A 13682-nucleotide genomic window follows, 5' to 3' on the forward strand; every position below is an offset into this window, starting at 1 on the left:
GGCTCATCCACGGTTGTAACCGGAGGGAGAACGGGCGACGCCGCCACGCCTCTTGCCGGGTGGCCACCCGGCAAGAGGCTCAGTCGCTTCAATCGCACAAAATCACCAATGTGCAGATACAAGGGAGAAACTTGGATGCCGCGACCAAATAAAAAGGGCGGCGCTCACGCACCGCCCTCTCTATCTCACATCAAACCCGAATTACTTCGCGTTCAAAAACTCGCCAACTTCAAGCAGGCTGAACTCGTTATTATCGGCCTTGTCGACGGCGCGGCCGGCGGAGAAGGGCAGGTTGTTGTCGTTCCCGATGATGATGTGCGTGGCATCGACGCGATCGACGTTTTCGATCGTCACGAACGGCATGTCGTAGATACCGTCCTTGCTGCCGGCCTTCTTCTTGTTGTCGGGATCCTTGATGTTCAAGAGATCGATATAGCCGATCTTGCGGACGGCCTTGCCGGCATTGGCGTCGTTGAACTCGATCTTGTAGACGCGCTTCAGCTCAGCCGGAGCTTCGAAGCAATCCGGCTTCGGCTGTTTGGGGTCGGCGCAGGCCTTGTCCTTGGTGCCGGCGCCGCTGTCGCGCTCGATGACGAGAGCGGTCGTGTCGTCGAGCATATTGAAGTCGCCGATCGACACACCCTTGTCTTCGAACGGATAGAGCCAGCTGCGGCCGGTCCACTTCTTGGAGGCGACGTCGAATTCGATGACGCGGACGGCGGTGTGGCCGTCGACCGATTCCATCTGGCCGTCATCCTTGTAGATGGCGCCTTCGAGCAGGCCGTAGAGCTTGGAGCCGTCCTTCGACATGGCGAGGCCTTCGAAGCCGCCGGAGCGCTTCAGATTGAAGGCCGGCATCTTCGCGGTCGGATTGCCCGGAAGCTGGATCAGCGGATTGTCGGGCGAAAGCACCGGCTTGCCATCGAGCGTCGTCGGGAAGACGTCGGTCAGGCGGCCTTCGGTGTCGACCTTCAGGATGTAGGGACCGAATTCGTCACCGAGCCAGAAACCATCGGCGACCGGCTGGATCGATTCGATGTCGAAGTCGGCGCCTGTGAGGTAACGCGTATCGGTGCCTTCGAGCACGATCGGGAACGGCGCGATCTTGTTCGGATCGGAGAGGAAGAGGTTCTTGACGACTTCCGCCTTGTTGGTTGCCCAGTCGAATTTCATCTGGTGCAGGAAGAGCATGGCGTCGGAAGAATTGGCCTTCGAGCCGAAGCCGTTATCCGTCAGCGTCCAGAAAGAGCCGTCAGCCATCGTCTTGATGCCCGAGAAACCCTGGATCGCCTGACCGTCGAAGGGAAGCTTGAGGTCGGTGACGCGGGCGCCATCCTTGCCGGGAACGGTACCGAGCGCTTCGGTGCGCTTGCGGTCCGGCGTCGTGAATTTGCCGGCATGCTTGAGGAATTCAGGAGCGTCGGCCGGAGCCGCAACGATGGTGTTCGCAGGCAGGATCGCCTGGCCGGCGAGCTTGGCCGGAAACTCCTGCTGGTCGGCCGAAGCGGAGCCGGCAATCAAGATAAAAAGCGATACGGAAGCAAAAAGGACGTTCTTCATAATATCCCCATGGAACGGATGCGAATGCTTTCCGCTTAACAGGGCTTCAGTGTCAGCGAATTGACGGTTGAGTGAAGCTTTGGTGACGTCGGGTCAAACCGTTGCTCAGCCGTGCAGAATGACCGCCGGCGTGTTCAGCACGGTGACCGCACGCGAGGAAAGCGCCATGACGCCGAGCGCCTGACCGCGTCCCCTGACGGCGTGGCTTCCCAAATCCTCGCAAGAGATCTCTTCGGGAAATTTCATGCGCCCGGCAAGCTCGGCTGATATCAGCACCGGCCGGTTCAGGCTGCGGCAGAGCGTCTCCAGCCGGGCTGTGGTGTTCACCGTGTCGCCGAAATAACTGATCTTGTGATGGTCGACGCCGACTTCGGCGGTGATGATCTCACCGCCGTGAAGCGCGGCGCGAAGCTTCGGCACCTGTCCGTAATTTTTCCGCCAACTGGCGGCATTGGCTTCGATATCGGCGAGAATGTCGAAGATACAGCGCACACAGCGAGCGCCCTTGACGCCGCGGGCCAGCGGCCAGGTGATGATCGCGGCATCACCGACATAGTCGTTGATCATGCCCTTGTGGCGCCTGACGGGCTCGGCGAAGGTCGCAAACAGCGAGCTCAGCAGCTGTTGCGCACGCAGGTCGCCGTGTTTCTCGGCAAAGGCAGTGGAATCGACGAGGTCGATGAACAGGAAGACGCGCTCTTCCTTAACCGGATTGCGGTAGCGGCTGACGAGCATGCTGAGGAAAACGTCGCGGCCGAGCAATTCCCGCACGCGCAGGATGAAGATCATCGCCGAGCAGACGGCAAGCGCATAGAGGAAGACCTCGTACGGCATGATGACGAGATCGAGGAACGACGCTGGCTTCACCATGCCGAGCGACGAGAGCAGCAGAGCGGCGCAGGCAAAGCCGATGCTCATCAGGATCTCGTAGATCACCAGCTCGGTAACGATGAAGGCAAAGGTCGGCAGCTTCTGAATACGTCTGTAAAGGCCGCGAAACAGTGCCTTGCGCTCGAAGGCGATGATCGGCATGCCGATGAAGAGCGCGAAGATCGCCCCGACAACGGGCGTCTGATTGGAGTAGAACATCATATCATAGGCGACGCCGCTGGCAGCCAGGACGATCGTGATCAAGATCCAGTTCTGCGTCGGAGATATTTCCCGCATGCCGCCTCTTCGCCGCGATGTTTGTCCCAGCCATTGTTTCAGCCGGGAAAAAAGCGTCAAGCGAATTTGATTCTGTCTCACAGACTGACGGTTTCGACTTTCCGGCCGACGAAGCGCAGGCCAATCTGGCCCTGGATCAACTGCAGCGCCGGCTCGCCGAAAAGATCGCGCCGCCAGCCATGCAGGGCAGCGACTTCGGCCTTCTCGCCATCGGCGGCGATCTTGTCGAGATCTTCGCTGTTGGCGATCACCTTCGGCGCCACGCCGTGTTTTTCCGAGATGAGCTTCAGGAGCACCTTCAAGAGCTCGACAGCAGCAGCAGCCCCCTCGGGCGCCTGCGCCTGGCGCGGTACGTGCGGCATTTCGGCTTTCGGAATAGCGAGCGCCGCATTGACGGCCTCGACGACTGCAGCGCCGGAGGCCGAGCGCTCCCAGCCTTTCGGAATGGTGCGCAGGCGGCCGAACGCCTCGGTATCCTTAGGCTGCTGCTGGGCGATCTCGTAGATCGCGTCGTCCTTCAGTACGCGGGAGCGCGGCACGTTGCGAGCCCGAGCTTCGCGTTCGCGCCAGGCGGCGACAAATTTCAGGACAGCCAGCTCCTGCGGTTTGCGCAAGCGCATCTTCAGCCGCTGCCAGGCATCGTCGGGATGCATGTCGTAGGTTTCGCGCGCTTCGAGAATGTCCATTTCCTCGGAGAGCCAGGAGGTGCGGCCTTCGCGATCGAGTTCCGCCTTCAGCGACAGGTAGACGTCGCGCAGGTGGGTCACGTCGGCAAGCGCATATTCCAGCTGCTTGTCGGAGAGAGGCCGGCGGCTCCAGTCGGTGAAGCGCGACGACTTGTCGATGTGAACGTTCTTGATGCGGCTGACCAGCTGGTCGTAGGAGACGCTGTCGCCGAAGCCGCAGACCATGGCGGCGACCTGCGTGTCGAAGATCGGATGCGGAATGAGATTGCCGCGATTGAAGATGATTTCGATGTCCTGGCGCGCCGCATGAAAGACCTTCAACACCTTCTTATCGGCCATCAGCTCGAAGAAGGGGGCAAGATCAATGCCCTTTGCCAGTGGATCGACGAGAACTTCCGTCGTCGGGCTCGCCATCTGGATCAGGCACAGCTCGGGCCAGAATGTCGTCTCGCGCAGGAATTCGGTGTCAATGGTGATGAAGTCGGACTTGGCCAGCTCTTTGCAGGCGGCCGCCAAATCGGCGGTGGTTTCGATCATATCATTTCATTCGCAAGGAAAAGGTCGGTTGAACCTTCCTTCTCCTTTCGGTTCGATATGTCAATACAACAGCATACGCCTTCCAGCATTGCTGGTTAAGAATCACGTCCAAACTGTGGCAAAGCGAGCTTCAGCTTACTCTGACATAGCTCGTCATCCCCGTCTTCTGGTGCTCGATGATATGGCAATGCAGCAGCCAGTCGCCCCGATTGTCGGCGACGAAGGCAAGCTGCACCTTCTCGTCCGGCTGGATGAGATAGGTATCGGAGACCAGCGGCATCACCTCCCGCGCGGAGGAGGAGATCACCGTGAAGCTCATGCCGTGCAGATGAATCGGGTGCGCATGCGGAGTCGTATTTTCGAGGTTGAAGATATAGCTCTTGCCGAGCTTCAATTCCGCCAGCGGCGCCGTCGGATCGGGCGTGTCACCCGGCCATGGCACCTTGTTGATTGCCCAGAAACTGTAGCCGAGCGTGCCGCAGATGCTTTCGACGGCTGCATTCTCGGCAGTGGCGCTCAGCACCAGCGGGATCTGCTCGGCGGCTGAGAGATCGGCCTTCGGGACCGGATTTTCGACGAGCGGTCCGAGATCGCCGATGTCGCGCTTCAGCGATTGCCCGCTCGCGCGCAGGCTGGCGATCGTCTTCGGCGCTGTGCCGCGGATATCTTCGAGCGTCGCGACGGCACCTTCGCTGTCCGGCATGCGCACGGCGAGATCGAGCCGTTGGCCCGGGCCGATCTGCAGGAGGTCGAGAGAAAAACGCTTCGGCACCGGATTGCCGTCGATTGCAATCACGGTCGCATCGGCGCCCTCCATCTTCAGGGAGAAGATCCGTGTCACGTCGGTGACGGCAATGCGCAGCCGCACCAGCCCGCCGGCCGGCGCGTCATATTGCGGCTCCTGATGCCAGTTGGCTGTGCGCACCGTACCGTAGGTGCCGCTCTTGGCGGCGTCTCGCGGCCGGAAGGGAGCAATGAACTGCCCGTCGCCGCCGAGCCGCCAGTCGCGCAGGTTCAGCACCACCTCCGCGTCGAACTCTGGGTCCGACGGATCCTCGACGACGATGACGCCGGTCATGCCATGCCCCATCTGCGTCAGGGTGTTGCAATGCGGATGATACCAGAAGGTGCCGGCATCAGGCGGCGTAAAGGCGTAGTCGAAGCTGTCGCCCGTATAGACGTAGGGCTGCGTCATGAAAGGCACACCATCCATGCGGTTGTCGATGCGAAGCCCGTGCCAATGGATGGTCGTCGGCTCGTCGAGCTCGTTCTTCAGCCGTGCCGCATAAGGGCGCCCTTTGGTCATCCTCAGAATCGGCGGCATGCCGTCATGACCCCAGCTCATGACCTCCCTGGTCGGTCCCGCCTCGGAAAGCATGGCTTCGGTCTTCAACGCCGCCAGCACCTGAGGCTCGGGAGTGGCCTCGGCAAACCCGAATTTGCCGGCAATGCCGATGCCGGCACCATAGGCGCCCGCCACGGCGGAAGCCTTCAACAGGTTGCGGCGGGTAAGGAGAGGCATGGGGTGCTCCGCGATGAGGATGCCGTCCTTTTAAAGTTGACAGCTAGTTTCATCAATACCGCAGTCGCGGCTAAACTGCCGCAGCGGAGAGGTCGCAGCCTCGCCATAAAGGCGTGTCAAACGCCCGGCCACGCGTGCCAAGCCTTGACAAATCGGAGCGTCCATGCGCTTTTCCGCCCGATTTTCTTGTCGGCGCTTGAGGGTCTTTGAGCCCTTGCTGCCGTCTTAAGCCACATCCAGGATTTGAGATCATGCATCGCTACCGCAGCCACACATGCGCCGCCCTCCGCAAGACGGATGTCGGCTCGACCGTCCGCATCGCCGGCTGGGTCCATCGCGTTCGCGACCATGGCGGCGTTCTCTTCATCGACCTTCGCGACCATTACGGCATCACGCAGGTCGTCGCCGATCCCGACAGCCCGGCCTTCAAGATGGCCGAGACCGTGCGCGGCGAATGGGTTATCCGCATTGACGGCCTCGTCAAGGCCCGCACCGAAGACACCGTCAACAAGACGATGGCAACCGGCGAGATCGAGCTCTACGCGCAGGAGATCGAAGTCCTCTCCGCCGCCAAGGAGCTGCCGCTGCCGGTCTTCGGCGAGCCGGATTATCCCGAAGACGTCCGCCTGAAGTATCGCTTCCTCGATCTTCGCCGCGAAACGCTGCACAAGAATATCGTCAAGCGCACCCAGGTGATTTCAGCCATGCGCCGCGAAATGGGCGGCGCCGGCTTCACCGAATATACGACGCCGATCCTGACGGCCTCGTCGCCGGAAGGCGCGCGCGACTTCCTCGTGCCGAGCCGTATTCATCCCGGCACCTTCTACGCCCTGCCGCAGGCGCCGCAGCAGTACAAGCAGCTCTTGATGGTTGCGGGCTTCGACCGCTACTTCCAGATCGCGCCCTGCTTCCGCGACGAAGACCCGCGCGCCGACCGCCTACCGGGCGAGTTCTACCAGCTCGACCTCGAAATGAGCTTCGTGACCCAGGAAGATGTCTGGAACACCATGGGCCCGCTGATAACCAAGGTGTTCGAGGAGTTTGCCGAAGGCAAGCCGGTCACCAAGGAATGGCCGCGCATCCCCTATGACGAGGCAATCCGCAAATACGGTTCCGACAAGCCGGACCTGCGCAACCTGATCGTCATGGAAGCGGTGACAGAGCATTTCGCCGGCTCCGGTTTCAAGGTCTTCGCTGGCATGATTGCCTCGAACCCGAAGGTTCAGGTCTGGGCGATCCCGGCCAAAACAGGCGGCAGCCGCGCTTTCTGCGATCGCATGAACGCCTGGGCGCAGAGCCAGGGCCAGCCGGGCCTCGGCTATATCTTCTGGCGCAAGGAGGGCGACAAGCTCGAAGGCGCTGGACCGCTTGCCAAGAACATCGGCGAGGAGCGCACCGACGCGATCCGCACGCAGCTCGGACTCGATGACGGCGATGCCTGCTTCTTCGTCGCCGGCGAGCCCGAAAAGTTCTACAAGTTTGCGGGCGAGGCTCGCACCAAGGCCGGCGAAGAACTGAACCTCGTCGACCGCGACCGCTTCGAACTGTGCTGGATCGTCGACTTCCCCTTCTTCGAATGGAGCGAGGAAGAAAAGAAGGTCGACTTCGCCCACAACCCGTTCTCTATGCCGCAGGGCGGTCTCGAAGCGCTGCAGAACCAGGATCCCCTCACGATCAAGGCTTTCCAATATGACGCCGTCTGCAACGGTTTCGAAATCGCTTCCGGTTCGATCCGCAACCAGTCGCCGGAAACCATGGTCGCCGCCTTCGAGAAGGTGGGCTTGAGCCAGCAGGACGTCGAGGATCGTTTCGGTGGCCTCTACCGCGCCTTCCAGTATGGCGCGCCTCCGCATGGTGGTGCCGCCTTCGGTATCGACCGCATCATCATGCTGCTCGTCGGCGCCAAGAACCTGCGCGAAATCTCGCTCTTCCCGATGAACCAGCAGGCTCAGGATCTGCTGATGGGCGCGCCGAGCCCGGCAACGCCGACGCAGTTGCGCGAACTCGCGATCCGGCCGATCCCGCCGGTCAAGAAGGACTGAGTTCGGTTTGTTTTCGAATGAGAAAGCCCGGCGACCGCAATCGCCGGGCTTTTCATTTGTGCCGATGCATGTTGACGCTTGAAATAGAAAGGCCCGGCATACGCTACCGGGCCTTTCATTGCGAGATCGAAGCGATCAGTCGTTGGCCGAAACCTTGACGCCGAGTACCTGCGGCAGCGTGTTCGGAGCGCCCATGGCGGCGCCGACAATCGTCGGGAACGGCACCGGCTTCTCAGGGGCAGCGCTGACCGTCAGGCTCTTCGGGTCGTCGAGGAAAGTGTTGACGGCGGCCGACACGGCATTCTGCAGCTCCGGGATATTCAGCTGCGCCAGCATGATCGGCGTCATCGCCTTCAGCGAATCCGCCATCTGCTTGCCGGATATGTTTTGCTGCGAACCGGCATAGTCGAGCGCGCGCTTGGTGATCGAGCCGTCTTCGAAGCGCACCTTCGCGCCTTCGAAGGACAACTGCTGCATCAGGCCGAGCATGGCCAGGCCGAGCGCCTGCTGCGACTGTTCCTTGTTCGCATTGGCTTCGGATTGCTTCATCGCATCCTGCATCGATTTCATGAAGGCCATCGTGTAGCCCGAGATCTTGAAGCCGAGATTGAGCTTGCCGATGTTGGTGAAGTCGAAGGCGAATTCCGAAATGTCGATCGTGCCGGGCGCGAGTTCCCAGGCGCCCTTCATAGTGATGTCGCCCTGGACGTGCTGCAGCGCGAGCTTCTCGATCGCGTCCTTGCTTTGCGCATCCTCGGCCTTGCTGAGGTCGGCCTTCATGCTCTTGAAGGCGCCGTCAAAATCGAAGCCGGATTCGTTTTCGCGCAGTGTCAGGTTCATGTCGCTTTCGAGCACGGAGAACACTTCCGCGCCGTCCTTGACCACCTTCAGCGGACCGGTATGGGCGGATTCGTAGAGCATCATCGTATCGAGCGAGTCGCCACCAGCCGTTGCCGGGATCGAAATGCCGCCGAGCGTCAGTTCCTGTGCGGTGACAGTCACGCCGTCTTTCGTGGTGTTGATGTCGGGGAAGGCGGCTTCTTCGATGTAATAACCGCCATCCTCGTCTTCTTCGACGCCGGAAAGCGTGACTTCGCCGATGGGCAGACTTTCGCCGGCGGCCGGTTTAACGGTGACATTTTTCAAGGTCACGGTCGTGCCGTCGATATCGACCGTCTCAGCCGAAATCGTTCCGCCCTGTGCGGCATAGGCGGCATTGAGCTTCTTCAGCAGATCGGTGCCGTCGAGAGCGAAAGCCGAGCCGGCGAGCGAGAAAAAGGCTGCGCCCGACAGCATCAGCCGTGTTGTCCGGGAAATGTTCATGGGGTGATTCCTCTGGTGGCGTGTGGCGGTTGGAAATCTGCAGTTACGCTACTACGGATTGGGCTCGCTTTATATTTGCGGACTTCTAAATTTCTGTTGAAAGGAACGGCAAACGAAGTCCAAATTGCGGCGGAACGTTTGTCTCATCCTTTGATGTCACTCCCAAGACTTCATCCACAGCTGCAATGGGCCGGATTCCTTGCCCGACAGCCTCTTCTGGGCTAGTCAAGACCCATGGGACAAGAGATTTTGCCGCCTTCCGGCGGAGACGACGACAATATCCAGCCAGTCGACCTCAAGGCGGCGCTCGAGCAGCGCTATCTTGCCTATGCGCTGTCGACCATCATGCACCGCGCCTTGCCTGACGTGCGCGACGGGCTGAAGCCCGTCCATCGCCGCATCGTCTATGCGATGAACGAAATGGGGCTGAGGCCGACTTCGGCCTTCAGGAAATGCGCAAAGATCGTCGGCGAAGTGATGGGTAACTACCATCCGCACGGCGACCAGTCGATCTATGATGCGCTTGCCCGTCTCGCCCAGGATTTCTCGCAGCGCTACACGCTGGTCAACGGCCAGGGCAATTTCGGCAATATCGATGGCGACAGCCCCGCCGCCATGCGTTACACCGAATCGAAGATGACGGCGGTCTCCGAGCTGCTGCTCGAAGGCATCGATCAGGATGCCGTCGATTTCCGCGACACTTACGACGAATCGAATTCCGAGCCGATCGTCCTCCCGGGCGCCTTCCCGAACCTGCTTGCCAACGGCTCTTCCGGCATTGCCGTCGGCATGGCGACCTCTATTCCGTCGCACAATGCGCACGAGCTTTGCGACGCTGCGCTGCACCTGATCAAACATCCCGATGCCACGATCGAAAAGCTCGTCGAATTCATTCCCGGCCCGGATTTCCCCACAGGCGGCATCATCATCGACAGCCGCGACAGCATCATCGAGAGCTACCGCACCGGCCGCGGCGGTTTTCGCGTGCGGGCGAAATGGCAGACCGAGGATCTCGGCCGCGGCGGCTACCAGATCGTCATTACCGAAATTCCCTTCCAGGTGCAGAAGTCGCGGCTGATCGAGAAGATCGCCGAGCTGCTGATCGCCCGTAAGCTGCCGCTGCTGGAAGACATCCGCGATGAATCGGCGGAAGACATCCGCGTTGTGCTGGTGCCGAAGACCCGCAGCGTCGATCCGACGATCCTGATGGAATCGATGTTCAAGCTGACGGAACTCGAAAGCCGCTTCCCGCTGAACATGAACGTCCTGTCCATGGGCCGCATTCCCAGGGTCATGGCGCTGAACGAGGTGCTGAAGGAGTGGCTGGACCACCGCCGCGAAGTGCTTCAGCGCCGCTCGCGCTTCCGCCTGGCGGCAATCGATAAACGCCTCGAAATCCTCGGCGGTCTTTTGGTCGCCTATCTCAATATCGATGAAGTGATCCGGATCATCCGCGAGGAAGACGAGCCGAAGCCCGTCATGATGGCGCGATGGGATCTGACCGACAACCAGGTTGAGGCGATCCTCAACATGCGGCTGCGCGCCCTGCGCAAGCTGGAAGAGTTCGAGATCCGCAAGGAATTCGACGAGCTCACCAAGGAAAAGGGCGAGATCGAGGCGCTGCTTGCCTCCGACGACAAGCAGTGGCAGACGGTCGCCTGGGAAATCGGCGAAGTGAAGAAGAAATTTGCGAAGGCGACCGAGGTCGGTCGCCGCCGCACGCAGTTCGCCGATGCTCCCGAGGCCGACGAGGAAGCGATCCAGCAGGCGATGATCGAGAAGGAGCCGATCACCGTCGTCATTTCCGAAAAGGGCTGGATCCGCGCACTCAAGGGCCATATCGCCGATACGGCGACGCTGACCTTCAAGGAAGGCGACGGCCTGAAAATAGCCTTCCCGGCGCAGACGACGGACAAGATCCTGATCGTGACGACGGGCGGCAAGGCCTTCACCCTCGGCGGCGACAAGCTGCCGGGTGGCCGCGGCCACGGCGAACCGCTGCGCATCATCATCGACATGGACAACGACCAAGCGGTGCTGACCGCTTTCGTCCACGATCCCTTGCGCAAGCAGCTGATCGTCTCCACCGCCGGCAACGGCTTCGTCGTTCCGGAGGCCGAGCTGGTCGCCAATACGCGCAAGGGCAAGCAGATCATGAACGTTGCGCTGCCCGAGGAAACCCAGCTGCTCGTGCCCGTCAGCGGCGACCATGTCGCTGTCGTCGGTGAAAACCGCAAGCTGCTGGTCTTCCCGCTAGTGCAGGTGCCGGAAATGTCGCGCGGCAAGGGCGTGCGTCTGCAGCGTTACAAGGACGGCGGCATTTCCGACGTCCGCTGCTTCGCGATATCAGACGGCCTCGTCTGGGAAGACAGCGCCGGCCGTACTTTCACGAAGAACAAGGACGAGCTTGCCGAGTGGCTGGCCGATCGCGCCACCGCCGGCCGCACCGTGCCGAAGGGTTTCCCGCGCAGCGGTAAATTCGCCGGTTAAGGTCACGAAATTCCGCGCGCGGCTCTTGGCGGGCGCGGGAACTCCTCTATCTCATTCCTGTTACCAAAAACAGGAGAAGGCCGGTTCCGAGGCTGGCGGAATGGCCGGTGTTTACGTGCGCCTGGGAGAGGCGCGCGCCCTTACCGGAGGAATATCTATGCCCGCCAGCACGATCAAATTGCATGTCAGCCACACCTACAGGGCGCCGCCCGCCGTCGTCTACGACGCCTGGCTCAACCCAGAAATCGCCCGCCGTTTCCTGTTTGCGACCGATGACGGCCATGTCATCCGCGCCGATATCGATCCGCATGTCGGCGGCCGTTTCTTCGTGGTCGACCGTCGTCCGACCGGCGACGCCTTTCACCAGGGCGTCTTTCTCGAACTGAAGCGCCCGCAACGCATGGTCTTCAGCTTTTCCGTCGAAGACCACGACCACAATTGCGACCGCGTCGAAATTAACATCGAGCCTCTCGGCGGCGGCAGCCGTCTGACGCTGACCCATGAAATGTGCGCCGAATGGGCCGAACACGAAGAGAAAACCCGGCGGGGCTGGGCGCATGTGGTCGAGGGGCTGGGCAGGGAATTGGAGCAGCAGCAGTTGAAGCCTACGGGCTGAGTGGGATGCTGAAGTCACGAAGGAAGCGGGTCGCACCTTCCTCGTCGATCTCGCCGGCGGCTACAGCAAGAACGAAGGCGTAGAGATTGGCATCGGTGGTCTCGATCTCGTAGCCATTTTCGAGAAGGAATACGCCGGCGGTTACGATTGCGATGCGCTTGTTGCCGTCGACGAACGCGTGGTTGCTGGCAAGGCCGAAAAGATAGGCGGCGGCCAGTTCAATGAGGTCGTCGCAGCCATGGTTGGCCTTATACATCGGCCGGCCGAGAGCAGATTCCAGCGCGCCTTCGTCGCGCAGCCCGGCGAGACCGCCGAACCGCTCGATCTGCATTTTCTGCAGGCTCTCCACAAACGGTCGCGTCAGGAATTTGAAGGCCATTATTCGGCCAGCTTTTTCAACGCGACCTTATATTTGTCCATGAAATATCGCGCCGCCTCGAGCTGACGGGACAAATCCTCATCGACCGGCTTCAAAGTGATGCCGCCATTCTCCAGGTGCAATTCCAGTGAGTCGCCGGTCTTCAATCCAAGACGGTCGAGAGTTTCCTTAGGGATGATAATGCCCTCGGAATTGCCGATCTTCCGGATTGTGACGTTCATCGCTTTTGTCCTCTGTAATAACAGAGTTATAACATCAGGCCAATTCGGCGACAATGTCTTATTCCGCTGGCTGCCTGATGCTCTTCCCCCGCACCATCCAGGCAGAATGCGCTGCGATCGCCGCCACCAGGATGCCGCCGCCGACGAGCGTCATCGTCGCCGGCGTTTCCGCAAAGATCAGCCAAACCCAGATTGGCGCGAGCACGGTTTCCAGCAGATAGAACATGCCGACTTCAGGCGCGGAAAGGTAACGCGGCCCCGTCGCAAGGCACCAGAATGCGACCGGCATCATGATGGCGCCATTGAAGAGGATCCAGCCGGGATGAGCGATGGAAAGTCCTGAGGGCAGAGCTTGCGCGAGGCCAAGCGCAGCCGGCAGGATGGCGGCGAGGAGCGGCACGAAGCCCATTTCCCGGCGCGAGGCACGTCCGATTGTGATGGCTGCGGCAAGAATAAGAGCGCTGAGAAGCGCCATCGCGTCGCCAAAAACATGACCGGTGGAAAGCCCTTCGCGCACGATCAGCCCGACGCCTAATATCATGAACAGCATGGCGATCAGCGTTGCGGCGCTTGGCTTCTCCTTGAGGAAAGTCCAGGAAAGAAGAGCCCCGAACATCGGGTTGAAGGCAACGATGAAGACGACATTGGCTGTTGCCGTATTGAAGACGGCCAGCACGAAGGTGAGGGAGGAGAGGCCGTAGAGCAGACCGGCAAATAGACCGGCCCGCCCGGGAACGAGAACCGGCCATTTGCCCGAGGCAAGGCGCATGGCTCCAAGGATGACGAGGGTGGCGAGAACCGTCGCGGCGCTTCGCATTCCCAGGACCGACCAGATGTCGCCATCACCAAGACGGACGAGCGGGATATCGATGGAAAGCGCCAACCCGCCGATCGCCGTCAGCAGCAGACCCTTCCGGTGGTCGGAAAGCGCGATCGGGAACATTTAGAGCCTTTCCTGGTCAGCTTGAAGCATTCTGCCGGAGCAGGTTTTCGTCAGGGCAGAGGCGATTGGCGACGGGCATACCCCTGGGTACGTCCGAGCCGATCGCCTTTGATCCTGGCGGAAAGATGCCCGGCCCACCGGCCGCACCGCTTCGCCATGGCGAAGCGAAAAGTGCGTCCAGCGAATTTAAGTCTTG

The 13682-nt window shown here is 60.8% G+C and carries 11 protein-coding genes; 3 read left to right on the forward strand and 8 right to left on the reverse strand.

What is annotated here, in order from left to right:
• Positions 1–201: 201 nt before the first annotated feature.
• The 4 genes from EFQ99_RS27045 to EFQ99_RS27060 all read right to left on the reverse strand — a co-directional run bounded on the left by EFQ99_RS27045 (position 202) and on the right by EFQ99_RS27060 (position 5472).
• Positions 202–1560, reverse strand: coding sequence for an esterase-like activity of phytase family protein (locus tag EFQ99_RS27045; protein WP_126924285.1), 1359 nt, complete (start codon positions 1558–1560; stop codon positions 202–204).
• A 105-nt stretch (positions 1561–1665) separates the two neighbouring features.
• A complete protein-coding gene (locus tag EFQ99_RS27050; protein WP_126924286.1) occupies positions 1666–2727 on the reverse strand; it encodes an adenylate/guanylate cyclase domain-containing protein in 1062 nt (353 codons plus the stop codon).
• A 77-nt stretch (positions 2728–2804) separates the two neighbouring features.
• On the reverse strand, positions 2805–3950 hold the full coding sequence (gene rnd, locus EFQ99_RS27055; RefSeq protein ID WP_126924287.1) for a ribonuclease D: 1146 nt from the start codon (positions 3948–3950) through the stop codon (positions 2805–2807).
• 130 nt (positions 3951–4080) lie between these two features.
• Positions 4081–5472 carry a multicopper oxidase family protein gene (locus EFQ99_RS27060; protein WP_126924288.1) on the reverse strand — a complete coding sequence of 464 codons (1392 nt, stop codon included), beginning with the start codon at positions 5470–5472 and terminating at the stop codon, positions 4081–4083.
• Positions 5473–5723: 251 nt separating this feature from the next.
• On the opposite strand from EFQ99_RS27060, the gene aspS reads away from it, so the two are divergent.
• Entirely contained in the window at positions 5724–7514 is a 1791-nt protein-coding gene (gene aspS / locus EFQ99_RS27070) for an aspartate--tRNA ligase (RefSeq protein ID WP_126924290.1), read from the forward strand.
• Positions 7515–7649: 135 nt separating this feature from the next.
• Here aspS and EFQ99_RS27075 read toward each other — a convergent pair whose 3' ends face one another.
• Positions 7650–8837, reverse strand: coding sequence for a YdgA family protein (locus tag EFQ99_RS27075; RefSeq protein WP_126924291.1), 1188 nt, complete (start codon positions 8835–8837; stop codon positions 7650–7652).
• Between the two features lie 234 nt (positions 8838–9071).
• Between EFQ99_RS27075 and parC the strand changes: the two genes are divergently transcribed.
• Together parC and EFQ99_RS27085 are read left to right on the forward strand one after the other, a co-directional pair.
• Positions 9072–11327, forward strand: a complete 2256-nt coding sequence (gene parC, locus EFQ99_RS27080) for a DNA topoisomerase IV subunit A (protein ID WP_126924292.1) — start codon at positions 9072–9074, stop codon at positions 11325–11327.
• A 157-nt stretch (positions 11328–11484) separates the two neighbouring features.
• Positions 11485–11943, forward strand: coding sequence for an SRPBCC family protein (locus tag EFQ99_RS27085; protein WP_126924293.1), 459 nt, complete (start codon positions 11485–11487; stop codon positions 11941–11943).
• Here the strand turns inward: EFQ99_RS27085 and EFQ99_RS27090 are convergent.
• Genes EFQ99_RS27090 through EFQ99_RS27100 form a run of 3 tightly spaced genes read right to left on the reverse strand, consistent with a single transcriptional unit; the run spans position 11933 to position 13486 of the window.
• The gene (locus EFQ99_RS27090) at positions 11933–12322 is read right to left on the reverse strand and encodes a type II toxin-antitoxin system death-on-curing family toxin (RefSeq protein ID WP_126924294.1); all 390 of its coding nucleotides are present in this window, start codon (positions 12320–12322) and stop codon (positions 11933–11935) included. The two genes, EFQ99_RS27085 and EFQ99_RS27090, sit on opposite strands and share 11 nt — an antisense overlap.
• Positions 12322–12543 (reverse strand): AbrB/MazE/SpoVT family DNA-binding domain-containing protein, encoded by a 222-nt coding sequence (locus EFQ99_RS27095; RefSeq protein ID WP_126924295.1) that lies wholly within the window; start codon positions 12541–12543, stop codon positions 12322–12324. The genes EFQ99_RS27090 and EFQ99_RS27095 overlap by 1 nt, the downstream gene beginning before the upstream one ends.
• A 58-nt stretch (positions 12544–12601) precedes the next feature.
• Positions 12602–13486: a DMT family transporter gene (locus EFQ99_RS27100; RefSeq protein WP_126924296.1), complete on the reverse strand. Its 885-nt coding sequence runs from the start codon at positions 13484–13486 to the stop codon at positions 12602–12604.
• Positions 13487–13682 lie beyond the last annotated feature (196 nt).

It is taken from the genome of Rhizobium vallis, assembly GCF_003985155.1.
Lineage (GTDB): Bacteria > Pseudomonadota > Alphaproteobacteria > Rhizobiales > Rhizobiaceae > Rhizobium > Rhizobium vallis.